Origin of the sequence: Bradyrhizobium sp. S3.3.6 (assembly GCF_040546905.1) — a bacterium.
Lineage (GTDB): Bacteria > Pseudomonadota > Alphaproteobacteria > Rhizobiales > Xanthobacteraceae > Bradyrhizobium > Bradyrhizobium cytisi.
Genome location: NZ_JBEPOT010000003.1, coordinates 35,077 through 60,201, shown reverse-complemented (window position 1 = coordinate 60,201; position 25,125 = coordinate 35,077). Strand labels below are relative to the sequence as shown.

Genomic DNA, 25,125 nt, shown 5'->3' with positions numbered 1-25,125 from the left:
GCGAACTTGGTGAACTTCTTCGCATCGATCAATCATGCGTTGAACGCGTGGCATGTTCCTCCTCACGGAGCCGCTGTTTCCAAACTACAAGCACGTGCCCATCGCATATAACGGCCGTACGTCGAGCATCGTGGTCAGCGGCTGCGAGATCCGCCGGCCGCGCGGTCAAGTGCCGGAGAAGGGCGCTGCGGCGCCGGTCTATCGGGAGAGCCGCCACTCGACTACCAAACCGAGCTCGGGGTATGTATGGCACGCCGTCGAAGCTCGGGACACCCGGTCTCCATCGATGAGGCGTGGCAGCACATCTTCGGCTTCTGCGTTCTCAACGACCGGTCAGGGCGCGACAGCCACGTGTGGGAATACCAGCCGCTGGGTCCGTTTCCCTGAAGGAGTTTCGGCACGAATGTCTCGCCGTGGATCGTCACGGCGGAAGTGCTGCTTCCGTTCCGCGTGACTGCATTCCCGCGTGACGAACAAGACCCGCGTCCTTTGCCGCATCTGCACGCCCAAGCCGATAAGCAGTCCGGCGCGATCGACATCGACGTGCGTTGTGCTCTACGTGCGGCAGGCATGACCGCGGCTCTGACGGTCAGCCCCGCCTGCACCCGCGGCCTGTATTGGACGCCTGCCCAGTTCGTCGCGCACCAGACGAGCAACGGATGCAATCTAGAGACCGACGACCTGCTTGGACCCAGCACCGTCTCCGGAACGACGCTGGGTAGTCTCGGCAGCGCGCTCGAGATCACCGCGTGCGGCCACCAAGCCGTTTGATCTCGGCGGCGAGCCCCGATCGTTCCTGGCGGACGGCGACGAAGTTCGGTGACGGGATGGAGCAATCGCGACGGCTTCGCCACGATCGGCTTTGGCGAATGCACGAGGAGGGTGACACCTGCGGTCTGAGGCTTCCCTGCGCGCAGGTTTAATCCATGACAAGGCGGAGCAATTCGTTCTGCGACGAGATGCCGAGGCGGGCATAGGCGCGCTTGCGATAGGTCAGCACCGTGTTGATGCTGATGTCGAGCCGCAGCGCAATGCCTTCCGAGGTCAACCCCTCCATGATGCCGGCACAGACATCGGCTTCCCGCGTGGACAACACGGGCGCAACTCGCAGCAATCGCGCGCGAACGTCTTGGGCGGGGCCGCGCTGGGCCGCTCGGGCATCGCGGGCATGGCGCCCGATCAACGCCAAGAGCATGTCGGCGCCACGCGAGATCAAGGCCTCGTCGGAATCCGAAAACGCGTTCCCACCGGAACGGTACAGATTGATGCGGATGGTCCGGTTCGCCGGCGCGCCGGCGATGCAGATGCGGTCGCCCAGTCCGACCGACGTGTAGCAGGCGCTGCGATAGTCGGAATGCTTAATCTCGGAGGCGCGCGTGCGGATGCACCAGGTCGCGCTCCCCGATGTTGGCGTACCGGCCAGCACCTGATTGGCCAGGTCGTGACGCCAGTAGGCGCTGCGGTAATGGTTCGCGACGTCTCTGGCCACCGGTCGTTGCCCGGCGTTCTCTGCGATCAGCACAAGTGGATCAGCATCGTGGTCGAATGCGAACGCCGTAAGGTGACCGCAGCCGGTCATCGCATGAACCATCTTGAACAGCGTGCCGGCAAACGTTTCCGCGCCTGCGAGATCGATCAGTCCAATCAGCGCCGGCGTCATGTCGTAGACGCCGGTCGGATGGTCCACCTTGTAAGCCTTCATCCCGGAACCTCGGCCAGCGGCTCTCTGTCCGCTCGCCTGCCACTTAAAGGCAAATTCGGGGTGCAGGCAATCGGCGCTTCGGCTTGGATAGTGTCCCCTATTCATGTGACTGGGCGACCTGTGGCAGCGTGTTAGCCTCCCCCCGGATCAGCGCGCGACAAGCGCCTTGCGGCGTTGTCGCAAATTCAGGGTGGAACCATCGATGAACGACGCCAAACCGCTGCGCGATCGGATCGCTGTGATCACGGGCGGCAGCAACGGTATCGGCGCCGCCGCCGTGCGTGAAATCGCCATGCTCGGCGCCAACGTCGTGATCGGCTACCACAGCAGCGAAGAGCGGGCGCGAAAGCTACTGGAAACACTCCCGCCGGCCGACCACGCGGTAGCGCGCCTGGAACTGAAGGACGAGACCTCGTTCGCAGCCTTGGCGGATGAACTCGGAATCCGCTATGGAAAACTCGACATCCTGGTCAATTCCGCAGGCTTCACCCGTGCGATACCGCATGGCGATCTCGACACGCTGACGGACCAGCTGTTCGAGGACATCCTGATCGCGAACGTGTGCGGTCCGTACTCCGCTGTCCGGGCGCTCCGCCCCTTGCTACGCGCATCGGGTGACGCCGTCGTCATCAACGTCTCGTCCATCTCGGGCTTCACCGCGTCCGGCAGTAACGTCGCCTACTGCGCATCGAAGGCCGCCCTGGACAACATGACCGCCTCTTTGGCACGCGTGCTCGGCCCGGAAATAAGGCTCCTGGCGGTTTCGCCTGGCGCCGTTGCAACCGACTTCGTTCCGGGTCGCGATCGCAGCGCTCTCGAGGCGGGCGCCAAGGCGACGCCGCTCAAGCGCGTCATCGAACCGGATGACGTGGCCGCCGCCATCGTTGCCTGCATCACCCATCTCAAGGCCAGCACCGGCACGCGCATCGTCGTCGATGGAGGGCGTCACCTGTGATCGCCGCCCGATTGCAATCTCGTTCGCGTTGGCCAGTGTGTCGGCCCGGGACGCCCAGCAGACCAAGATCGTCGCTGGCTTCGCGGCGGGCGCCGTCGCGGACGTTCTGGCGCCCATCTATGCGGATTCAAAAAGGTGTCACCGCGTCACCATGTCGAGAACCGGCCGGGCGGTGTCCGGCATGGTCGCGGTCGCCGCGGTGTCCCTCTCGCGACTGCGGACCAGCGCGTTACATGCTTGCCGTGCGCCAACAGGTGTTTGGCCGTTGCCCGCCCACTTTTCCCATAATTTCCATTACCCATACATGCGTCTTTTCCTGATCCTGTGGGACAATACGATGTCCCGGTTGGTTCAGTGGATGAGTGGCATAATGGCGCGGATACCACAAAGATATCCAACACACTGGCCGAGCACTCGTGGGGAAAGACCAAGTCTCCGACAAATTCATTTAGGGCAAAGTAAGTTGGAATTTAGATGAGGTTAGCCGATCGATACGTCTCAATTACGGAACGGGGCATTCCAGTTGCGGAACTGGACGAGCAATATCGAAACGCTGTTGAGTAGGCCGCAAGCGACCTCCGGCGCCGGAAGCAAGGTTGGCAATGACGGGCGACGCAGACGTGGCACCCCAAGACACGCTTGGGGTGCAGAGATTCAAAAGCCGTTCTGGTGGTTGTATGAGTCTGATCCGGGGCTAGCTTCGGCGTTGAATTGTTGGAGACGAGAAATGGTTGGAGTTGAGCGCAGCGTGGAGCATCTCGAGTTGGAAACACCTTTCGGCTGCCTGCGGGGCATCACGGTGGACGGTGTTACCGCGTTTCATCGAGTGCCATACGCAGAGGCTCCGATCGGGCCGCGGCGTTTCGAGTTGGCGGGACCGGCTCCCCGATGGCGAGATACTCGCGACGCGACCGTACCTGGCCCAGTTCCCCCACAGTTACCCTCGCGGCTGGACAGCGTTATGGGTACCTACGAGGTCGAGCAAAGTGAAGACTGTCTTCATCTCGATATATGGACGACGCACCGGGCCGGCGACAATGCGCCGGTTTTGGTCTTCCTCCACGGAGGCGCCTTCATGACCGGTGGGGGGTCGCTCCCCTGCTATGATGGAAGCGTTCTTGCGAGGGAAAATGGCCTTGTAGTCGTGAACATTACCTCTCGCCTCGGTCTTCTTGGCTTTTGGCCCGGACCTGATTTCGGCGAATTGAATCTGGGCCTCCACGATCAAGCTGCAGCTCTGCGTTGGATCAGGGAGGCGATCAGTTGCTTTGGAGGCGATCCCGCGCGCATCACAGTTATTGGGCAGTCGGCTGGCGCCTTCAGCATCGCTGCATTTCTCGGAACTGATCTTGGGCGCGATCTCTTCAGCCGAGCGATCATCATGAGCGCGCCTGTCGGCGTAGAGCTTCGCACGGTCGAAACGGCGAGGCCGCTCGCCAAGACACTTCTAGACGTTCTTGGATTGGCCGACCAAGATGTCGATAGACTGCGGACGATGTCCGTTGATCAAATCCTTGGATTGCTACGTGGGTTGCAAAGCAGACCTCCGGCGATACCGGGGGACATCAGCCCGCCGTTCATGCCCGTTCTGGATAGCAGCCTTATCCCGAGAGATCCCGTCGCATCCATTCAAAACGGTAGCGCACAGTGGTGCGACATCATGATTGGTGTAACGCGCGAAGAATACGCTGCGTTTTCGTTATCCAATCCGACCCTGAACGACCTGTCTGAAAACGAAGTGAATGAGATATTCAAGTTACAACTAGGAAGCGGCGCGGCGGATGCGATCCTGAAGATCCGATCAGCGCGCGTTCCCGCGATTCCCCGGACAATAGTGGGAGATCTCTACACCGACAAGCTCTTCACGGACGCGAACCTGGCTGTCGCAACTGCCCAAGCCAAGGCTGGTCGGAATGTGTTTTCCTATCGTTTCGATTGGCAGTCGCCAGTCCCAGGACTAGGCGCCTGCCACTGTATCGATCTTCCTTTTCTTTTCGGAAATATCGACGTCTGGCGGAACGTTCCGATGCTCAAGGGAGCAGACCGGCGAGAGGTGGAAGAGCTAAGCCGACGATTTAGAGGTGCGATTGCGGCATTTGCGAAGAGCGGCGAACCCAACGGGACCGATCTGTCGCATTGGCCCGCGTACACGCACAACCGTGCGGTGCTCCACTTTGACAGGCGCATTCAGGCCTTCGGCTCGGTCCCCTGACACTCTCCAGCCCGTCGGGTCCCGCGACCGAAGAAGGCTGTCGCGCGCGCCGCTTGTGGGGACGCAGAGCGTAGCGGCGAGTGTTGGAGCCTGACGAAGGACAAACTACTTAATTCTCGCCGGAGGCGGTGCCAAGTGGGCAGAGCTAGCCTGCGCTCCAGCAGGTCGGTTTGCACGTCGTCGTCGGAAGTCGCGCCAAGCCCCAAGTCGCTTTTTAAGCTGGCTGTTGAATGGTGATTGGATTGCTTGAGCGTACCAGTTGTACGTCTGGAGCGTTCCTGGGATAGAGCTTTGATCGTTTCCAGCTCATCGCTGATCTTCCACGTTCGTAGATCATGAGCCCGTTTCAGTCGCCGCGCAGTTGGATGGTCCACGTTGCAAATGTGGACGCCGAGCCGATGCTTGAACTCGCCAATCCGGCGGCTCAATCTTGATTTCTCTCGTCGTTCGGCTTGCGGCTGAAAGGCTGTCCCGCTCGTCTGCGCCCCGAATGTTGTCCATCAGCGCGCGAAATAGAAATATCGTCCCATTCTTGGAACGCGATCGTGCCAACTGCGGTGCTTTTGCTTACCCGCTCGCCGCTTATGCTGCCAACCGTCGGATCGTGGGGAATAGCCTGGGTACAGTGCCGGCGAAAGCGGGCATCGAAAATGCGCGTCTTCGATTTTGGGCGGCGGAGGTCGCTTTCACCTGACCGGCAGCCCAGGGCTTCGATATTCGTCTAAGCGTAGAGCTGCGGTCGTCCTGAGGCTCACGCACCGCCCTATGGATAAGATTGGATGAGGTATCGTAGCTTGGGCTGGTATGGGAAAGGCGGTTAGCGCTCCAGGGATTCGAACCCCGACGATCCAGCGGCACACTATCTCTTGGCATCTTAGAATGCGCAACGCTCCAGTAGCATGGACAAGGCTACCCCGCGTTCGCCTTCAACCCCGCCGCCTGGATGCCCGCCACGGCACACGCCTCGTCATTGTCCGACGTGTCGCCGGAGACGCCGACGGCGCCGAGAAGGGTCGTGCCGTCCATGATCAGCACGCCGCCGGGGACCGGCACCAACGCGCCTTTTGCAATCGTGTTCACGGCGTCGATGAAATAGGCCTGCTCCTGTGCCCGCTGGTACAAAGCGCGCGAACCCATGCCCATGGCGAGCGCGCCAAAGGCTTTGCCGTGGGCGATCTCGGCGCGCATCAGGCTGGTGCCGTCCTGCGCGGCTGCGAGCTTGAGCACGCCGCGGGCGTCGAGGACGGTGACGACGAGCGGCTTGAGCTTCAGCTCAGTCGCCTTCGCCAATGCGGCGTCGAGTATCTTGCGGGCGGTGTCGAGCGTGAGGTCAGCCATAACTGGGTTCCTTTGCAATAGGAGTGGAATTGGTCTCGGCGCTATCGAGGCTCATCGCCAGCACGCGGGCGACGTGAAGCGCCTCGCGCTGCGCGCCGTCGTGGATCTGGTGGCGGCAGGAGGTGCCGTCGGCGACGACGAGCGTGCTCTGGTCTGCGCGGCGCACCGCCGGCAGCAGCGACAGCTCGGCCATCTCGATCGAGGCATCATAGGTGTCCGCGCCGTAACCAAAAGCACCCGCCATGCCGCAGCAGCTCGACTCGATGGTCTTGACCTCAAGGCCGGGGACGAGCCGCAGCACCTGCTCGACCGGCTTGAAGGCGCCAAAGGATTTTTGATGGCAATGGCCGTGGACGAGGGCCTTCTCAGCGACGGTGCCGAGCGGCAGTTGCAGCCGGCCGGCCTCGGCCTCGCGCACCAGAAACTCCTCGAAGGTCAGCGCGTGGGCGCCGACAGCCTTGGCGTCATCGTCCTTGCGCAGCGAGGCGAGCTCGTCGCGGAGCGTCAGCAGGCAGCTCGGCTCGAGGCCTATGATCGGCATCCCGCGCGTGGCAAAGGGCGCGAAGGCGGCGACGAGACGATCGAGCTCGGACCTGGCTTCATCGACCAGCCCGGCGGACAGGAAGGTGCGACCGCAGCAGAGCGGGCGGTTGCCGCTGGGGGGCTTCGGCATATGCACGCGATAGCCGCCAGCGGCGAGCACACGCAACGCGGCCTCGAGATTTTCGCGCTCGTAGATGCGATTAAAAGTGTCGGCGAAGAGAACGACTTCGCGGCCGGCCTCCGGACCGACGCTGTCGGCAGGCGCCACGAACACATCGCTGCGGAAGGCGGGCAGGGCGCGGCGCGCGCTGATGCCGGCGAAGCGCTCGAACAGCTTTCGCAGCAGCGGGCTTCGGTTGCGCAAGTTCGCTAGCGGCGCAAAGCGCGACGCGAGGCCGGCGTAACGCGGGAGGTAGCCGACCAGGCGGTCGCGCAGCGTCAGGCCGTGCGAGGCCGTGCGCGCGGCCAGCATCTCGATCTTCATCTTGGCCATGTCGACCCCGGTCGGGCATTCGTGGCGGCAGGCCTTGCAGGAGACGCAAAGTTTCAGGGTCTCCATCATTTCGTCGGAGGACAGCGCGTCGGGGCCGAGCTGCCCGGAGATCGCGAGCCGCAGCGTGTTGGCGCGGCCGCGGGTGACATCCTTCTCGTTGCGCGTGGCGCGATAGGACGGGCACATCACGCCGCCCTCGAGCTTGCGGCAGGCCCCGTTGTTGTTGCACATCTCGACCGCGCCCTGGAAGCCGCCGCCGGCGCCGGGATAGGCCGACCAGTCGAGCTTGGTCTTGAGGTCGGCGACGCGATAGTCCGGCTTGAAGCGGAACAGCGAGCGGTCGTCCATCCTGGGCGCATCGACGATCTTGCCGGGATTGAGCACGCAATCGGGATCGAAGCGGTGCTTGACCTCCCTGAAGTCGGCGACGAGGCGCTCGCCGAACATGGTCTCGTGGAATTCGGAGCGGACCAGGCCGTCGCCATGCTCGCCGGAATGCGAGCCCTTGTATTCGCGCACCAATGCAAACGCCTCTTCGGCGATGGCACGCATCGCCTTGACGTCCTTCTCCAGCTTCAAATTGAGCACGGGCCGCACATGCAGGCAGCCTTCGGAGGCGTGCGCATACATCGTGCCGCTGGTGCCGTGCCTGGCAAACACCTCGTTCAGCCGCGCCGTGTAGTCGGCAAGATGCGGCAGCGGCACGGCGCAGTCCTCGACGAAGGAGACCGGCTTGCCCTCCTGCTTCATCGACATCATGACGTTGAGGCCGGCGGCGCGGAAATCGGCGATGCCGCTCTGCAGGGCGGGTTCGGTGATCTCGACCACGCCGCCCCATTTGCGCGGGTCGTTATTCCAGCCGAAACCGAGATCGCCCATCAGCTCGCCGAGCTGCTTGAGGCGCAATAGATTGTCGGCCTGATCCTCCTCGGCGAACTCGACCACCAGTACGGCGTCCGGATCGCCCTTGATCACCGCATTGATGATCGGCTTGAACATCGCGATGTCGCGGCCGAGCGCGATCATGGTGCGGTCGACCAGCTCAACCGCGATCGGCTTCAGCTTGACCAGGTGCTGGGCCGCGTCCATCGCCTCGTAAAAACTGCCGAAATGGCAGATGCCCAGCGCCTTGTTGCGGATGACAGGCCACAGCTTCAACTCGACCTTGGTGGTGAAGGCGAGCGTGCCTTCGGAGCCGACCAGGAGATGCGCCATGTTGTTGCGCGCATTGCGCGGGATGAGCGCATCGAGATTGTAGCCGCCGACGCGGCGCTGAACTTTTGGAAAGCGCGCCGCGATCTCGTCGGCCTCGCGCGAGCCGAGATCGAGCATGTCGCGGAACAGGGCGCGCACGCTGCCGCCGGCGTCGAGATCGGAGAGATCGCGTGAGACCTCGCCGAAGCGGCTCAGCGTGCCGTCGGCGAGCGAGGCCTCCAGCGACAGCGTGTTGTCGCGCATGGTACCGTAGCGAAGCGAGCGGCCGCCGCAGGAATTGTTGCCGGCCATGCCGCCGATGGTGGCGCGGGACGCCGTCGAGACGTCGACCGGAAACCACAGGCCATGCTTTTTGAGCTGCCGGTTGAGGTCGTCGAGCACGATGCCGGGCTCGACCACGCAGGTCCGGCCCTCGACGTCGAGCGACAGGATGCGGTTGAGGTGTTTTGAGAGATCGACGACGAGGCCATCGTTGACGGTCTGGCCGCATTGCGAAGTGCCGCCGCCGCGCGGGGTGACCTTCACGCCTTCGTCGCGGGCGATCGCCAGGGCCCGCAGCGCCTCGTCCATGGTCTTGGGGACCACGACGCCGGACGGCACGATCTGATAGAACGAAGCGTCAGTAGCGTAGCGGCCGCGGCTGAAGCGATCGAACAGGACGTCGCCGGTCATGTCCGCGCGCAGGCGCCGTTCGAGCGAGGAGGCGTTGGTCATCCCTGGTCCCGGATTGATCCTACAAGGCCCCGGCCCCGTCGGATTATTCATTCTTGTTTCTGACCGATTATATTATGAATTCAAAATGAGCAAGCCGGCTACCCCTTAGGGTGCCGCCGGTGCGTCGTCTTCGGATTCGGCCAGGTGCTCGATCGCGGCCGTCCGCTTGTTGCGCAGGTGCTGGAACAGGATGTCGCTGAGCTCGCTCGCGGCGCGGCGGCGCAGCGCGTCCAGGATCGCCTCGTGCTCGCGCATCGCCTCCGCCCAGCGCTGCCGCCTGCGGGCGAAATTGGCGGAGTAGCGGACCCGGCGGATCCGTCCGGCAAAGTTGGCGTAAGCCGTCTTCAGCGTCTCGTTGCGCGCGGCTGCGACGATGCTCTCATGGATGCGCTGGTTGGCCTGGAAATAGCCGTGCATGTCGCGATGCAGATAGTGGCCGTACATCTCGTAATGCAGCTGCTCGACCGCGCTGATCTCTTCGTCCGTAATGGCCTCGCAGGCGAGGCGCCCGGCGAGGCTCTCCAGTCCCGCCATGACGTCGAACAGCTCTTCCAGGTCGCGCTGGCTGAGCTGGCGGATGCGGGCGCCGCGGTTGGGCAGAAGCTCGATCAGGCCCTCGGCCGCGAGCACCTTCAGTGCCTCGCGCAGGGGCGTGCGGGAGATGCCAAGCATCTCGCAGAGCTGGCGCTCGGGAACGCGGGCACCGTCGGGAATGTTGCCTTCCACGACATAGTCGCGCAGCCGCAGCAGGATCTCGCCATGGAGCGAGGCCTCGTGACGGCTTTCTTGGCGGTCGCCGCCATTTGTGGCGGGCGGGGTGATCGGAACCCCGGTGTCGGGAATCGTGGATTTCATTTGCAGCACAGTAGTTTGCTCGTTGGGTCGCGTCGACGGCCGCAATCGAATACCAAATTTCGATTGAACTGACAAAAAATGAATGCAAAATGGCCAACAGAGCCGGCCCGGAATCCGCCGCCAGGGAGGTTTTCATGCATCAGGGACGCCATTTCCTTCAAATTCCGGGCCCGAGCCCGGTCCCCGAGCGCGTTCTTCGCGCCATGGACATGCCTGTCATCGACCACCGGAGCGCGGAATTCGGCGAGCTCGGCCGCACCGTGCTCGAAGGCAGCCAAAAGATTTTCCAAACCGCGGGCCCCGTCGTGATCTTCCCTTCCTCGGGGACCGGCGCCTGGGAGGCCGCGATCGTCAACACGCTGTCGCCGGGCGACAAGGTGCTGATGGTCGAGACCGGCCATTTCGCCACGCTGTGGCGGCAGATGGCGGGCCGCTTCGGCATCGAGGTCGATTTCGTGCCCGGCGACTGGCGCCGCGGCGCCGATCCGGCCGTGATCGAAGCCAAACTCACCGAGGACAAGGCGCGCGCGATCAAGGCAGTGATGGTCGTACACAACGAGACCTCGACCGGTGCGACCAGCCGCATCGCCGAGATCCGTGCCGCGATCGACCGCACGGGCCATCCGGCGCTGCTCATGGTCGACACCATCTCCTCGCTCGGCTCGGTCGACTACCGCCACGACGAGTGGAAGGTCGATGTCAGCGTCAGCTGCTCGCAGAAGGGGTTCATGCTGCCGCCCGGCCTTGGCTTCAACGCGATCTCGGAGAAGGCCCGCGCGGCTGCGAAGACCAACAAGATGCCGCGCTCCTATTTCGACTGGGAGGAGATGCTCAAGCCGAACGCCAACGGCTTCTTCCCCTACACGCCCGCGACCAACCTGCTTTACGGCCTGCGCGAGGCGATCGCGATGCTTCTCGAAGAGGGGCTCGACAACGTGTTCGCGCGTCATCAGCGGCTCGCCGCCGCAACGCGCGCCGCCGTCAATCATTGGGGGCTCGAAGTGCTGTGCCAGGAGCCAGCCGAATTCTCGCCGGTGCTGACCGCGGTGCTGATGCCGCCCGGCCATGACGCCGACCAGCTCCGCAAGATCGTGCTCGAGAGTTACAACATGTCGCTCGGCTCGGGCCTGTCGAAGGTTGCCGGAAAGGTCTTCCGCATCGGTCACCTCGGTGAATGCAATGCGCTGACGCTGCTCGGCGCGCTCACCGGCGTGGAGATGGGCCTGTCGGTTGCCGGCGTGCCGCACCGCTCCGGCGGCGTCGACGTCGCGATGAAGCTCCTGGAGCAGCGCCCGCAGGGCAATGCATCGCCGCATCTGAAAGTGGTCGGCACCTAATTGCGCAGGGACACGCAAAGCCAATCATAAAAAGCGATCAGGAGGGGTGGAGATGGGAATTCGGTTCAAGGCCACGCACGTCGTGCTGGCGATGCTCTGCGCGATGTATTTCATCACCTATGTCGACCGGGTGAACATCGGCACCGCGGCGAGCGAGATCCAGAAGGAGCTCGCTCTCTCCAATACGCAGCTCGGCCTGGTCTTCTCCGCCTTCGCCTATCCTTATCTCTTGTTTCAAGTGATCGGCGGCTGGGTCGGTGACCGTTTCGGGCCGCGCAAGACGCTGTTCTGGTGCGGCATGATATGGGCGGTCGCCACCATCTCGACCGGCTTCGTCAACGGACTTGCCGCACTGTTCGTCGCGCGCTTCGCGCTCGGCTTCGGCGAGGGCGCGACGTTCCCGACCGCGACGCGCGCGATGCAGTACTGGACACCGGCAAACCGCCGTGGATTTGCGCAAGGCCTGACCCATTCCTTCGCCCGGCTCGGCAATGCCGTGACGCCGCCGGTGGTGGCGCTCCTGATCCTGTGGCTGACCTGGCGCGGCGCGTTCGTCGTGCTCGGCTTCGTCAGCCTCGTCTGGGGCGTGATCTGGGTCTGGTACTTCCGCAACGAGCCGAAAGACCACGCTGCCATCACGGAAGCAGAGCTCGCTGCACTGCCGCCGCGCCCGACCGGCGAGCGTCCGCGCGTGCCCTGGGGCCCGCTGTTGGGGCGGATGTGGCCGGTGACGCTGACCTATTTCTGCTACGGCTGGTGCCTGTGGCTCTATCTCAACTGGCTGCCGCTGTTCTTCAAGAACAACTACAATCTCGACATCAAGAACTCGGCGTTGTTCGCCTCCGGCGTCTTCTTCGCCGGTGTGATCGGCGACAGCGTCGGCGGCGTGATCTCGGACAAGATCCTCGACCGCACCGGCAATGTCCGCCTGGCGCGGCTCAGCGTCACCGTCACGGGATTTGCGGGGGCGCTGCTCTCGCTGTTCCCCATCCTGTTCGTCCACGACATCACGATCGTCGCGCTGTGCCTGTCGGCCGGCTTCTTCTGCGCCGAGCTCGTGATCGGCCCGATGTGGTCGATCCCGATGGACATTGCCCCAAAATATTCGGGGACCGCGTCGGGACTCATGAACACCGGCTCAGCCTTTGCAGCCATCGTCTCCCCGCTGGTCGCCGGCTTCGTGATCGATGCGACCGGAAACTGGTACCTGCCGTTCCTGATGTCGATGGGGCTGTTGCTGCTCGGCGGCCTCTCGGCCTTCCTGATGCACCCGGAACGCCCGTTTACGGAGGCCGAGGGGCGCCTGCCGTCCGGCAAGGTGGTGGCCGCTGAGTAGGAGCGGCGGAGGGTCCCCGGTTACGCATGGGAGTCGCCCTTTGGAGAGGGGACAAGCCGGTCAAATGGTGCTATTCGGCGGCCATCAAAACAAGGCTAGACCGGGAAGGACGCCTATGACCGTGCATACTGGAAGGCATTTTCTCCAGATTCCAGGACCGACCAACGTGCCCGACCGCGTGCTGCGGGCGATGGACATGCCGACGTTGGACCATCGCGGTGCGGAGTTTGCCGAGCTCGGTTTCGCGGTCCTGGCCTCGATGCAGCGCGTGTTCCGCACCAAGCAGCCTGTGATCATCTTCCCGTCGTCCGGCACCGGCGCCTGGGAAGCGGCGATGGTCAACGTGTTCGCGCCCGGCGACAAGGTTTTGATGTGCGAGACCGGCCAGTTCGCCGTGCTGTGGCGCGGCATCGCCGAAAAATTCAAGATCGACGTCGACTTCATTCCGAGCGACTGGCGCCGCGGCGCCGACCTCGCCGAGATCGAGAAGCGCCTTAGCGCCGACAAGCAGCACGCGATCAAGGCGGTCTGCGTCGTCCACAACGAGACCTCGACCGGCTGCGTGACGCCGCCGCTCGAAGTGCGCAAGCTGCTCGACCGCACAAAACATCCGGCGCTGCTGATGGTCGACACCATCTCCGGTCTCGGCTCGATGGAATACGAGCACGATTCCTGGGGCATCGACGTCTCGGTCGCCGGCTCGCAGAAGGGCCTGATGCTGCCGCCCGGTCTCGGCTTCAACGCCGTCTCGGAGAAGGCGCTCAACGTCGCCAAAGCCAATCCCGGCATGCGCTCCTATTGGGACTGGCAGGAAGTGATCTCCTTCAATAAGCTCGGCACCTTCCCCTACACGCCTGCGACCAATCTGCTCTATGGCCTGCGCGAAGCGGTCAAGATGCTGGAAGAGGAGGGGCTGGAGAACGTCTGGTCCCGCCACAAGCGTCACAGCGCGGCGACGCGCGCGGCGGCCAAGGTCTGGGGTCTCGAGACGCAGTGCGCCGATCCCGCCGCGCATTCGCCGGCGCTGACCGGCGTGCGCGTGCCTGACGGCCACGACGCTGACGCCTTCCGCAAGGTGGTGCTGGAAAACTTCGACATGTCGCTCGGCACCGGCCTGAACAAGGTCAAGGGCAAGGTGTTCCGCATCGGCCATATCGGCCATTTCAACGATCTGATGCTGATGGGTACGCTCGCCGGCGTCGAGATGGGCCTGGATCTAGCGAAGATTCCGCACCGGAGCGGCGGCGTGCTGGCGGCCATGGACGTCCTGAAGGGACGCGACGCGGTGCCGATGGCCAAAGCTCAGGTGGCCTGAACTAACTTGGAAAGTGAGCGCGCGATGAACGCACCGACGACTGCTAACGAAGACCTGCTCTACTCCGTCACGGACGGCATCGCGCGGATCACCTTCAACCGCCCGCAGGCGCGCAACGCCATGACCTTCGCCATGTACGACCGCATGGCGGAGATCTGCCAGGAGATCAACGCCGACCGCTCGATCAAGGCGCTGATCCTCACCGGCACCGGCGACAAGGCGTTTGCCTCCGGCACGGACATCTCGCAATTCCGCGCGTTCAAGACGGCGCAGGATGCACTCGACTACGAGGCGCGGATCGACCGGGTGCTCGGCACGCTCGAGCAGTGCCGCGTGCCGGTAATCGCGGCCATTGCGGGCGCCTGCACCGGCGGCGGCGCCGGCATCGCTGCGTGCTGCGATCTCCGGATCGGCACCGAGACGACGCGCATGGGTTTCCCGATCGCGCGCACGCTCGGCAACTGCCTGTCGATGTCCAACATCAGCCGCGTCGTTTCGCTGGTGGGGCCGGCCCGCACCAAGGATCTGATCTTCAGGGCGCGGCTGGTCGAGGCGCAGGAAGCGCTGTCGCTCGGGCTGCTCACCGAAATCGTCCCTGATGTCGAGACGCTGCAGCGCCGCGCCGACGAGACCGCAAAGCTCGTCGCGAGCCATGCTCCGCTGACCCTCGAAACGACCAAGGAAGCGGTGCGCCGCATCCGCCCCACGCTGTCGCGCGAACAGGGCGAGGACCTGATCCTCAAGGCCTATATGAGCGAAGATTTCCGCGAGGGCATGGACGCCTTCCTCAACAAGCGCACGCCGAACTGGAAGGGCAAGTAGAGGCAAGTAGCGCGCGCTTCGTCAGCCGAAAGTCATATGCGGCCGAATGTCCGCCTGCTTGAACTCGCGATCTTTAGTCCGCACAATGCATCGATAGATTTCCCGGCGTCACAAAGCCAATAAGAACCAGGGGACGAAACTCGTGCGAATTCCAGTGAAAGCCGTCGGAGCTGCGACGGCCTTGTTGTTGAGCGCGCCAGCCTTTGCCGGCTGGGAGCCCACCAAGCCGGTCGAGATCGTCGTGGCCGCGGGCGCGGGCGGCGCCTCCGACCAGATGGCGCGGATGATGCAGGCCGCGATCCAGAAGAACAATCTGATGAAGCAGCCGATGGTGGTCTCGCTCAAGGGCGGCGCGTCGGGTGCGGAAGCGCTGATGTACATGAAGTCCAGCGAGGGCGATCCGAACAAGGTGCTGATCGCCTATTCGCTGATCTACATGCTGCCGCTGTCGGCCAAGATCCCGTTCAACTGGCGCGAGCTGACCCCGGTCTCGGTGATCGCGCTCGACCAGTTCGTGCTGTGGGACAACAGCGCCGGCCCCAAGACGGTGAAGGAATTCGTCGACGCCGCGAAGGCGGCCGCCGCACCGTTCAAGATGGGCGGCACCGGCTCTAAGCGTGAGGATCACGTGCTGACCGTTTTCCTCGAGCAGAAGACCGGTGCGAAATTCTCCTACCTGCCCTACAAGTCCGGCGGCGAGGCCGCGACCCAGCTCGTCGGCAACCACACCGAATCCAACGTCAATAACCCTAGCGAAAATCTCGAAGTCTGGCGCGCCGGCCAGGTGCGACCGCTCTGCGTGTTCGACAAGGAGCGCATCGCCTACACCAGCAAGGTGACCGACACGCAGTCCTGGGCCGACATCCCGACCTGCAAGGAGGAGGGCATCGACGTCCAGTATCTGATGCTGCGCGCGATGTTCCTGCCCGGCAAGGTCACGCCGGAGCAGCAGGCGTTCTATGTCGAGCTGTTCCACAAGGTGACGCAGACCGCCGAATACAAGGACTACATGGAAAAGCAGGCATTGAAGCCGATCTTCCTTACCGGCAAGGACATGGTGCAATTCCTCGAGGAGGACGATGCCACCAACAAGTCGCTGATGACGGAAGCCGGATTCGTCGCGAAGTGATCCCACCTGCACGTCATGCCCCGCGAAGGCGGGGCATCCAGTACGCCGAAGCTTATCCGTACTCCTCGCCGCAGCTGGAATACTGGATCATCCGCCTTCGCGGATGATGACAGCGCATTTTGATTTGGCAGAGCATGTCCCAAACCGATCTTGAAATCGTCGTCGACGATCCGACCGCGCCTGAGGAAAACTCGCCTTCCGTCACGAGCTCGGGCACGGTCGAAATTATCGTCTGCCTGCTGCTGCTCGCGCTGGCAGCGATCCTCGGCTACGACAATTGGCGGACCGGGGCATCCTGGGATTCGACCGGGCCTGAGCCTGGCTATTTCCCGTTCTATCTCTGCCTCGTCCTCGGCGGCAGCAGCCTCTATGGCATGATCGCCGCGCTCCTCACGCGCCGCGGGGCCGCCGAAACCTTCGTCACGCGCGCGCAGGCGCGCCGGGTGATGGCGGTGTTCGTGCCGACGCTGCTGTTCTGCCTGGTGACGCAGTTCCTCGGTCTCTACGTCGCGAGCTTCCTGCTGATCGCGGGCTTCATGCGGGCGATCGGCAAGATCGCGCTGTGGAAGTCGCTGCTCACCGCCTTCCTGTTCACGGCGATCATGTTCGTCACCTTCGACATCGCCTTCGACGTCATCATGCCGAAGGGCCCGCTCGAAGCGGCCTTCGGCTACTAGGCGGACCCGCGATGGAAGCTTTCGGTCTCCTGCTTCACGGCTTCGCCGTCCTGCTCACGTGGAAGACGCTCGTGCTGATGATGGTCGGGCTGGTGCTCGGCATCTTCGTCGGCGTGCTGCCGGGTCTCGGCGGGCCCAACGGCGTTGCGATCCTGCTGCCGCTCACCTTCACGATGGATCCGACCTCGGCGATCGTGATGCTGTCCTGCATCTACTGGGGCGCGCTGTTCGGCGGCGCGATCACCTCGATCCTGTTCAACATCCCCGGCGAAGCCTGGTCGGTCGCCACCACCTTCGACGGCTATCCAATGGCGCAGCAGGGCAGGGCGGCGGAGGCGCTGACCGCGGCGTTCACGTCGTCCTTCATCGGCTCGCTGGTCGCGGTGCTGCTCATCACCTTCCTTGCGCCGATGATCTCGTCCTTTGCGCTGAAGTTCGGCCCGCCCGAGTTCTTCGCGGTGTATCTCCTGACCTTCTGCTCCTTCGTCGGCCTCGGGCGCGAGGCCAAGCACAAGACGCTCATCTCGATGTCGCTCGGGCTGTTGCTCGCAGGCATAGGCATGGACACGGTGTCGGGCCAGCTGCGCATGACTTTCGGCTCGTCCGAGCTCTTGCGCGGCATCAACTTTCTCGTGGCCGTCATCGGCCTGTTCGGCATCAGCGAGATCCTGCTGACGATGGAGGAGCGGCTGGCGCTGCGTGGCCACGCGGCGAGCATTTCGCTGCGCGTGGTGCTGAGCGTGTGGAAGGACCTGCCGAAATACTGGGTGACGCTGCTGCGCTCCTCCTTCATCGGCTGCTGGCTCGGTATCACACCGGGCGGCGCGATTGCGGCGTCCTTCATGGGCTACAATCTTGCCAAGCGCTTTTCCAAGGATCCCGAGAGCTTTGGCAAGGGCCGCATCGAGGGCGTGTTCGCGCCTGAGACGGCCGCGCATGCCTCCGGCACCTCGGCGCTGCTGCCGATGCTGGCGCTCGGCATTCCCGGCTCCGGCACGGCTGCGATCCTGCTCGGCGGGTTGATGGTGTGGGGGCTCAATCCCGGACCGCTGCTGTTCATCGAGCACAAGGATTTCGTCTGGGGCCTGATCGCCTCGATGTATCTCGGCAATGTCGTCGGCCTCGTGCTGGTTCTGACAACGGTGCCGATCTTCGCCTCGATCCTGCGTGTGCCGTTCGCGGCGGTGGCGCCGATGATCGTGGTGTCCTGCGCGATCGGCGCCTATGCGATCCAGAATGCGATGTTCGACATCTGGCTGATGCTCGGCTTCGGTGTGGTCGGCTACGTCTTCAAGAAGATCGGCATTCCCTTGGCGCCCTTCACGCTGGCACTCGTGCTCGGCAGCCGCGCCGAGGATGCCTTCCGGCTGTCCATGATCGGCGCTGGTGGCGACCTCAAGGTGTTCTGGTCGAACGGGCTGGTCGGCTCGATCACGACGCTGGCCATCGTGCTGCTGTTCTGGCCGGCGATCGACGGGCTGCTCGGACGTCTCGGTTTGACTGGGCGGACTAAGGCCGCCTCGGGCTGAGGCGGCCGGACGATGGTCTCAGGTCAATCGCCTAGACCACTTTGGCTTGTCGAAGTCCGGCGATCTCGCTGTCGGTGAAGCCGAACTCGGTGAGCACCTCGTCAGTCTGCTCGCCGAATTCCGGCGGCCGCGCCGCCATCTTGCTCGGCGTGCGCGACAGCGTGACGGGCTGGCCGACCAGGCGGAGCTGGCGGTCTCCTTCGTTCGGCACGTTCTGGGCGATGCCGAGATGCCTGACCTGGGCGTCCTCGAACACCTGGTCGATGGCGTAGATCGGCCCGCAGGGCACACCAGCCTCGTTGAATTCGCGGACCCAGGTCTCGGTCGACTTCGTCACTGTGCGCTTCTCGATCTCGGCGTTGAGCGCGTCGCGGTTTTTGGAACGGGCAGGGGCCGTCGCATAATCGGGATGGCCGTAGAGTTCGGGCGCGCCGATCGCCTGCGCGCAGCGCTCCCAGATCCGTCCGCCCGTCGTGGCGATGTTGATGTAGCCGTCGGAGGTCTTGAACACGCCGGTCGGGATGCTGGTTGGATGGTTGTTGCCGGCCTGCTTGGCGACTTCCTTCTCCATCAGCCAGCGCGCGGCCTGGAAGTCGAGCATGAAGATCTGGGCCTGGAGCAGCGAGGTCTGCACCCACTGGCCCTTGCCCGAAACCTCGCGCTCGAGCAGCGCGGTGAGGATACCCATGGCGCAGAACAGGCCGGCGGTGAGGTCGGCAACGGGAATGCCGACCCGCATCGGGCCTTCGCCCGGCGCACCGGTGATCGACATCAGCCCGCCCATGCCCTGTGCGATCTGATCGAAGCCCGGCCGCTTGTGATAGGGGCCGTCCTGGCCGAAGCCGGAGATGCTGCCATAGACGATGCGCGGGTTGATCTCGCGCAGGCTCTCATAGTCGATGCCGAGTTTCTTCTTCACGTCGGGCCGGAAATTCTCGACGACGACGTCGGCCTTGGCCGCAAGACGCTTGAACACGGCAAGCCCGCGCTCGTCCTTCAGGTTGAGCGTCATCGCCCGCTTGTTGCGGTGCAGATTCTGGAAATCGGAGCCCCGCCGCGGCCCGCCCGGCTGTTCACCGCCGGAATCCTCGATGAGTGCGTCGATCTTGATCACCGTGGCGCCCCAATCCGCGAGCTGGCGCACGCAGGTGGGTCCGGAGCGGACGCGGGTCAGATCGAGCACAGTGAAGCGCGACAGGGCTTCCGAGGCATGCGGGAAGGGCATTTTTGGCGGCTCCGGGAACAGATTGCGGGCCTACCATAGTGCCGAAACATCATGCGGCAAGTCCGGCCCGGCGCCGAAGCGGCCTGCCAAAATGCGATGCCTCGTGTTGCCTTTGTCCCTTGGAGAGATCAGCGCGACAAGCGCTTCAGTTCGGCGCGCGCCTTCTCGGCCAGGGGATCGTCGCCGTGGCGCGCGATGAAGAGCTCAAACGCCTCCGGCGTCCCCTTCTGGCGGGCAAGCTCGTATTCCTCGGCGACCGCTGCCGAAGGCGCACGGGCTGGCGGAACCGAGGGCGCGAGCAACCCCTTTGCGCTGTCGTCCGCGTTGGCTTTTCCGACCATGACAGGCATTCCTCGGAGGGGCAGGTAATCCAGCCCGGCGAGCGCCACCAGGGCACTGAACAGGCCGGCCGAGAGCAGGCGTAGTTCCATGATTTTCCTTGCAAATCACGATGGCCACTGGAACCGGCACTGTGATCGTTGCCCGTATGAGTACGAGATTTGGTGCCTAACACGGTATTATGGAAGAGGTCTGGCCGCATCGCCAAATTTAAACCAAATGTATGTTTCTCAAGATAGAATCGACTGTCCGCGCCCCAAATCGACCGGCGCTTGCTGTTTCGGAGATTCCCTTGGCTACCTCTGTCAACGTTAGTGCAACCAACAACGCGGACATAGACGGCCTGCTGGCGGGCACCAAATGGTCCGGCACGATCAGCTATAGCTTCCCAACCTCGTCCAGCACCTATGCCAATCCCTATTCCGGCGGTGACGGCGAACCGACAACGTCGGGTTTTTCGGCGGCGCCGACCCAGATGCAGGCGGCGATCAACTACGCCATTGCGCTGATCCAGAGCTACACCAACGCCAGCATCACGTATAACGGCACGGGCTCCGCCGACATCATGGTCGCGCAGTCGCCGGCGGCCAATCCGACCTCCTACGCCTATTACCCCGGCAACTACGCGGCCGGCGGCGACGTCTGGTTCGGCACGCAGTACGACTACATGCAGGCACAGCTCGGCAATTACTATTTCACGACCGCGCTGCATGAGCTCGGCCACGCTCTCGGCCTCAAGCACAGCCAGGAGACCGGCGGCCCCGCGAATGTCGCGGTGCCGAGTGCGCATGACGACAGCGAATACACCGTCATGAGCTATCGCAGCTACGTCGGCGGGCCGCTGACCGGCTACACCAATGAGGCCTACGGATATCCGCAGACCTATATGGCCAACGATATCCTCGCGCTGCAGACACTGTATGGCGCGAACTACAATACCCAGAGCGGCAACACCGTCTACACTTGGAGCCCGACGACGGGGCAGGAGTTCATCAACGGCGTCGGACAGCTCGCGCCCGGTGGCGGCGCCGGCGGCTCGGCCAACCGCATCTACGATACGGTCTGGGACGGCAATGGCGTCGATACCTACGACCTGTCGAACTACACGACCAACCTGACCATCAATCTCAATCCCGGTGCGTCGTCGGTATTCTCCACCACGCAGCTGGCCTATCTCGGCAACGGCCATTACGCGGCTGGCAACGTCTATAACGCGTATCTCTACAATGGCGACGCGCGCTCCTACATCGACAACGCCACCGGCGGCTCCGGTAACGACACGATCATTGGAAACGCCATCGCCAACGTGCTGAAAGGCGGCGCCGGTAACGACATCATTGCGGGCGGTGGCGGCAACGACACCATCATCGGCGGTGCGGGGATCGATACCGCCGTCTACTCCGGAAGCGAGGCGAATTATCTTATTTCCTACGACGAGAACGCGCAGACCTACACGATCGTCGATGAGCGTCCCGGCTCGCCGGACGGGACCGATACGGTGAGCGGGGCGGAGTATTTCCAGTTCAGCGACGGCACCTTCGCAACCAGCGCCACCGCCAGTGGTGCAAAGCACGCCGGCGCGACCGGATTCGACTTCAATGGCGACCAGAACACGGACCTGCTCCTTGTCAACAGCGGCACGCTAGGCGTCGCGGAATGGCTGATGAACGGCGTCGCCGTCGCAGCGAGTCTGCAGGTCGGAACGATGGCCTCCGGCTTTCACTATGCCGCGTATGGCGACTTCAACGATGACGGAAGATCCGATCTGTTGATGGTCAATGACACCTCCCATGATGTCGTCGTCTGGGAGATGGATGGCGCCCAGATTTTGGCCAATCAGACCATCGGAACGATCAATGCCGCCGACGGCTGGCAATATTCCGGTACGGGCGACTTCGATGGCGACGGCCAGACCGACCTGCTATTGACCAATAGTACGACGAATGGTGTCGCGATCTGGACCATGAACGGCACCCAGGTCACCGCCAGTCCACAAATAGGCACGATCAATGCAGGGGCTGGCTGGAGTTTCGGCGGCACGGGCGATTTCAACGGCGATGGCAAGACCGATCTGCTGATGTTGAACGGCACGACGCATGGCGTTGCGATATGGGAGATAAACGGCACCCAGGTCGCTGCGAACCCCCAGATTGGCACGATCAACGCGGCGTCGGGCTGGAGGTTCGCTGGAACCGGCGACTTCACCGGCGACGGCAAGACCGACCTCCTGCTGCTCAACAGCACAACGAACGGCGTTGCGATCTGGAAAATGGACGGCACCCAGGTCTTGGCGAATCCTCAGATCGGCACGATCAATGCGGGGGCCGGCTGGGCCTTCGCCGGCACCGGCGACTTCAACGGCGACGGCAAGACCGACCTCTTGCTGCTCAACAGCACCACGAAGGGCGTCGCAATCTGGGAGCTGGACGGCACGCAGGTCATCGCCAATCCGCAGATCGGAACGATGGCATCGGGCTTCTCGTTCGACAGCACGAACGATTTCAACGGCGATCACAAGACCGATCTCTTGTTTGAGAATTCCACCACGCATGCCCTCATCGTGTGGGAGATGAACGGGACTCAGGTCGCGATCAACCAGCAGATCGGGACCGTCAACGCCAGTGCCGGATGGCATATCGTCACCTAGCTGGGCGCAGCGGATTGCACGCCCGTACGGCCGCCGCCCGCTGAGACCTGCGCGACTCGATACTCGTCCGGCCCACCCCGCCTGCATAGATTGCCCTTGCACGCGCCTGGAGAATGCGGCAAATCCCGGAACGTTCGATGATCTGGAGGGATTTTCACCGTGAAGCTGTCCATCGTGACCACCCTCTACCGTTCGAAGGCGACGATTGACGAGTTCTATCGCCGCGCGGTTGCCGCCGCCGAGCCCATCACCCAGGACATCGAAATCGTGATGGTGAACGACGGCTCGCCTGACGACAGCCTGTCGCGCGCCGTAGCGCTCCACAAAGCGGATCCTCGTGTCGTTGTCGTCGACCTGTCCCGCAACTTTGGTCACCACAAGGCCTTGATGACGGGCCTCGCGCATGCAACAGGCGATCTCATCTTTCTTATCGACAGCGATCTCGAGGAGGCGCCCGAGCTCCTCACGCGTTTCTACGCGCGGCACATGGAGGGAGATTGCGACGTCGTGTTCGGAGTGCAGACGGCGCGACGTGGAGGCTTGTTCGAGCGTACCACTGGGGCGCTGTTCTTTTCGCTCGTAAACATCCTCGGTGATCATAGCATCCCGCGCAATGTCGTAGTGGCGCGCCTGATGACGCGCGACTATGTCCGCGCGCTCATCCGCCATCGCGATCGGGAGTTTTTGATCGCGCATTTGTGGCAAGTGACGGGATTCCGGCAGGTTCAGCTCCCGGTCACGAAGCTCTCGGAGTCGCCAACGACTTATTCCGTCAGAATGCGCGTCGCGATGGCGGTCAAGTTTCTGACAACCACGTCGACAAAGTTGCTTTACGGGGTTTTATATCTGGGCTTGTGCATTTTTGCGCTGTCGACGCTCACGATCGGATATTATGTCAGCCGCTATCTTCTTTCGGGCATTGGCGTCGATGGTTACACGTCGATCATCGTGTCGATCTGGTTCTTCGGCGGGCTGACGACGCTCATTCTTGGAATTCTGGGAATTTACATGGCCAACGTGGTGGCCGAGGTCAAACGCCGGCCCTACACGGTGGTTCGATCGGTCCATCGTGCCCGTGACGCAGCGGTTAGCCTCCAACATGGTCAGTGTTCCATCTCGGGAGGCCCGGCATGACATCGGGCCGAGAGCGTAGATGTCGGAGAATCCTATGACGACGGTTGGCTCTGAATCTCCGATTTTGAGCGGTGTCGCGGCATATTACACTTCTAAGCTCCAGCTTCACGGGGCGACGCCGCGCGGCGTGGATTGGAACGGCGCGCCCTCTCACGAACTGCGGCATCAACAATTTCTTCGGCTGCTGGATGGCTCCGTGGAGAGCTCAATTCTCGATCTGGGCTGCGGATATGGCGACTTCCTGCGCTTCCTCCGCCACGCCGGACATCGCGGCCCGTTTATCGGCTACGATATCGCGCCTGCCATGATTGAGGAGGCGCGACGGGCACACGGCGAAGGAGTGGACCGCCAGTGGCACGTCGGCGCAGAACCGCACGCTGTTGCGGATTTCGCCGTGGCCAGCGGCATCTTTAACGTCAAGGGCGACGTGCTCCAGGAGAGTTGGGAACGTTACGTCTACGAGACCATCGAGACGCTGGCCAGGGTGGGGCGGCGCGGCTTCGCGTTCAATGTTCTCAGCCTGTCAAGCGACCCTGAGCGCCGATCGCCGAACTTGTACTACGCGGATCCCGGCGCAATGCTTTCGCATTGCCTTCGCCACTACGGGCGAGCAGTGGCGCTGCTGCACGACTACGGACTATACGAGTTCACCATGATCGTCCGGTGCATCTGACATTTCCGCGCTAGTCCTGCTCCAGCACCGCGATCCCGAATCCGGCGTCGCCATAGCGTCCGCCATTGTACAGCATCATCCGGCCGAGATCGGTATCGAACACGAACGGGTAGCATATCATCGAGCCTTCCCAGCCGGCGTCGCGTTCGATGCCGGCCTCTTCGTCGCGGCGCGTCCATGAAATGCCGTCGCTCGAAGTTGCGAAGCCGATGCGGTAGCCCCAATCGTTGGCCCGGTATGAATACCATGCCTTGTAGCTTCCATCGGCTTCCCTTAAGGGACAGAAGCGAGCGATAGCTATCTCGCCCGGATGTTGGAAGGCCAGCGACTGAATGCCCGCCAGATTCCAGTTCAACCCGTCGGCCGACTGCGCATAGCGGATGTCGTACGACGGTAGGGCGACGTCGGCTGGGCGCGTCCATCGGCGCCCGGACTGATACCACATTCGCCAATGTCCATTCTCAATCACGACGGCAGGGTCGGCGATGAAAACCGGCTCTTGGCGGCAACGGTCGAGAATTGGCCCTTCGCTGATCCGTTCAAAGGGACGATCCGGATTGCCGGCCGGACGTTCGGCCACGCCGACCGCGACGTAGAAACTCACGGTCACCCCGCGCATCCACCCCTGATAGTAAAGCCGCTCGACACCGTCATGCTCGACGATCCAGCACCCCATGGACCCGCTGTCGTCGAAGCATCCAAGCGGCCCAGGCAACAGGACAGGATGCTCCGACAGCCGCAGGACCTTAGTCGGATCGCGAATATCAAGATCCAGCCAGCTCACATTGGACCGGTTCTGCCGGTCGCGTGGACTGAAATAGATTCTATAGCGGTGCGCATCCAGCGCCCGCGCAATCGGAACGATGCCGTGGCTGTGGACCCACTCCGAGGTGCCGTTAGCGACGAAAACTCGTCCGAGTTTCTTCCAGCGCATC

At 63.2% G+C, this 25,125-nt stretch carries 21 protein-coding genes; 14 read left to right on the top strand and 7 right to left on the bottom strand.

Going from position 1 to position 25,125, the window contains the following annotated elements:
* Positions 1–141 precede the first annotated feature (141 nt).
* Entirely contained in the window at positions 142–387 is a 246-nt protein-coding gene (locus tag ABID59_RS09160) for a fumarylacetoacetate hydrolase family protein (RefSeq protein WP_354083589.1), read from the top strand.
* Between the two features lie 45 nt (positions 388–432).
* On the top strand, positions 433–771 hold the full coding sequence (locus ABID59_RS09155) for a fumarylacetoacetase (protein WP_354083176.1): 339 nt from the start codon (positions 433–435) through the stop codon (positions 769–771).
* Between the two features lie 148 nt (positions 772–919).
* On the opposite strand, the gene ABID59_RS09150 is transcribed toward ABID59_RS09155, so the two are convergent.
* Positions 920–1,702 carry a helix-turn-helix transcriptional regulator gene (locus ABID59_RS09150; RefSeq protein ID WP_354083175.1) on the bottom strand — a complete coding sequence of 261 codons (783 nt, stop codon included), beginning with the start codon at positions 1,700–1,702 and terminating at the stop codon, positions 920–922.
* 202 nt (positions 1,703–1,904) lie between these two features.
* Between ABID59_RS09150 and ABID59_RS09145 the strand changes: the two genes are divergently transcribed.
* Both ABID59_RS09145 and ABID59_RS09140 read left to right on the top strand, forming a co-directional pair.
* Entirely contained in the window at positions 1,905–2,657 is a 753-nt protein-coding gene (locus ABID59_RS09145) for an SDR family NAD(P)-dependent oxidoreductase (protein WP_354083174.1), read from the top strand.
* A 727-nt stretch (positions 2,658–3,384) separates the two neighbouring features.
* Positions 3,385–4,869 carry a carboxylesterase/lipase family protein gene (locus tag ABID59_RS09140; RefSeq protein WP_354083173.1) on the top strand — a complete coding sequence of 495 codons (1,485 nt, stop codon included), beginning with the start codon at positions 3,385–3,387 and terminating at the stop codon, positions 4,867–4,869.
* Between the two features lie 909 nt (positions 4,870–5,778).
* Here the strand turns inward: ABID59_RS09140 and ABID59_RS09135 are convergent.
* The 3 genes from ABID59_RS09135 to ABID59_RS09125 form a co-directional block, all read right to left on the bottom strand.
* Positions 5,779–6,207, bottom strand: a complete 429-nt coding sequence (locus ABID59_RS09135) for a GlcG/HbpS family heme-binding protein (protein ID WP_354083172.1) — start codon at positions 6,205–6,207, stop codon at positions 5,779–5,781.
* Positions 6,200–9,172 (bottom strand): FAD-binding and (Fe-S)-binding domain-containing protein, encoded by a 2,973-nt coding sequence (locus ABID59_RS09130; RefSeq protein WP_354083171.1) that lies wholly within the window; start codon positions 9,170–9,172, stop codon positions 6,200–6,202. The genes ABID59_RS09135 and ABID59_RS09130 overlap by 8 nt, the downstream gene beginning before the upstream one ends.
* Before the next feature lie 105 nt (positions 9,173–9,277).
* On the bottom strand, positions 9,278–10,027 hold the full coding sequence (locus ABID59_RS09125) for a GntR family transcriptional regulator (RefSeq protein WP_354083170.1): 750 nt from the start codon (positions 10,025–10,027) through the stop codon (positions 9,278–9,280).
* 134 nt (positions 10,028–10,161) lie between these two features.
* Between ABID59_RS09125 and ABID59_RS09120 the strand changes: the two genes are divergently transcribed.
* From ABID59_RS09120 to ABID59_RS09090, 7 genes are all read left to right on the top strand, one after another.
* Positions 10,162–11,364, top strand: a complete 1,203-nt coding sequence (locus ABID59_RS09120; RefSeq protein WP_354083169.1) for a pyridoxal-phosphate-dependent aminotransferase family protein — start codon at positions 10,162–10,164, stop codon at positions 11,362–11,364.
* 52 nt (positions 11,365–11,416) lie between these two features.
* On the top strand, positions 11,417–12,700 hold the full coding sequence (locus ABID59_RS09115) for an MFS transporter (protein WP_354083168.1): 1,284 nt from the start codon (positions 11,417–11,419) through the stop codon (positions 12,698–12,700).
* Between the two features lie 115 nt (positions 12,701–12,815).
* Positions 12,816–14,015 carry a pyridoxal-phosphate-dependent aminotransferase family protein gene (locus ABID59_RS09110; protein ID WP_354083167.1) on the top strand — a complete coding sequence of 400 codons (1,200 nt, stop codon included), beginning with the start codon at positions 12,816–12,818 and terminating at the stop codon, positions 14,013–14,015.
* Positions 14,016–14,039: 24 nt separating this feature from the next.
* Entirely contained in the window at positions 14,040–14,837 is a 798-nt protein-coding gene (locus ABID59_RS09105) for an enoyl-CoA hydratase/isomerase family protein (RefSeq protein WP_354083166.1), read from the top strand.
* A 154-nt stretch (positions 14,838–14,991) separates the two neighbouring features.
* Positions 14,992–15,966 (top strand): Bug family tripartite tricarboxylate transporter substrate binding protein, encoded by a 975-nt coding sequence (locus tag ABID59_RS09100; protein WP_502916786.1) that lies wholly within the window; start codon positions 14,992–14,994, stop codon positions 15,964–15,966.
* Positions 15,967–16,100: 134 nt separating this feature from the next.
* A complete protein-coding gene (locus ABID59_RS09095) occupies positions 16,101–16,643 on the top strand; it encodes a tripartite tricarboxylate transporter TctB family protein (protein ID WP_354083164.1) in 543 nt (180 codons plus the stop codon).
* An 11-nt stretch (positions 16,644–16,654) separates the two neighbouring features.
* The gene (locus tag ABID59_RS09090) at positions 16,655–18,172 is read left to right on the top strand and encodes a tripartite tricarboxylate transporter permease (RefSeq protein ID WP_354083163.1); all 1,518 of its coding nucleotides are present in this window, start codon (positions 16,655–16,657) and stop codon (positions 18,170–18,172) included.
* Positions 18,173–18,203: 31 nt separating this feature from the next.
* Here ABID59_RS09090 and ABID59_RS09085 read toward each other — a convergent pair whose 3' ends face one another.
* Both ABID59_RS09085 and ABID59_RS09080 read right to left on the bottom strand, forming a co-directional pair.
* A complete protein-coding gene (locus ABID59_RS09085; protein WP_354083162.1) occupies positions 18,204–19,397 on the bottom strand; it encodes a CaiB/BaiF CoA transferase family protein in 1,194 nt (397 codons plus the stop codon).
* A gap of 128 nt (positions 19,398–19,525) precedes the next feature.
* Positions 19,526–19,828 carry a hypothetical protein gene (locus ABID59_RS09080; protein ID WP_354034923.1) on the bottom strand — a complete coding sequence of 101 codons (303 nt, stop codon included), beginning with the start codon at positions 19,826–19,828 and terminating at the stop codon, positions 19,526–19,528.
* Between the two features lie 200 nt (positions 19,829–20,028).
* On the opposite strand from ABID59_RS09080, the gene ABID59_RS09075 reads away from it, so the two are divergent.
* The 3 genes from ABID59_RS09075 to ABID59_RS09065 all read left to right on the top strand — a co-directional run bounded on the left by ABID59_RS09075 (position 20,029) and on the right by ABID59_RS09065 (position 24,190).
* Complete coding sequence (locus ABID59_RS09075) at positions 20,029–22,383, top strand: FG-GAP-like repeat-containing protein (protein ID WP_354083161.1); 2,355 nt, start codon at positions 20,029–20,031, stop codon at positions 22,381–22,383.
* Between the two features lie 159 nt (positions 22,384–22,542).
* Positions 22,543–23,517 carry a glycosyltransferase family 2 protein gene (locus tag ABID59_RS09070; RefSeq protein WP_354083160.1) on the top strand — a complete coding sequence of 325 codons (975 nt, stop codon included), beginning with the start codon at positions 22,543–22,545 and terminating at the stop codon, positions 23,515–23,517.
* Between the two features lie 34 nt (positions 23,518–23,551).
* Complete coding sequence (locus tag ABID59_RS09065) at positions 23,552–24,190, top strand: class I SAM-dependent methyltransferase (RefSeq protein WP_354083159.1); 639 nt, start codon at positions 23,552–23,554, stop codon at positions 24,188–24,190.
* 10 nt (positions 24,191–24,200) lie between these two features.
* On the opposite strand, the gene ABID59_RS09060 is transcribed toward ABID59_RS09065, so the two are convergent.
* Positions 24,201–25,124 (bottom strand): glycoside hydrolase family protein, encoded by a 924-nt coding sequence (locus ABID59_RS09060; RefSeq protein WP_354083158.1) that lies wholly within the window; start codon positions 25,122–25,124, stop codon positions 24,201–24,203.
* Position 25,125 lies beyond the last annotated feature (1 nt).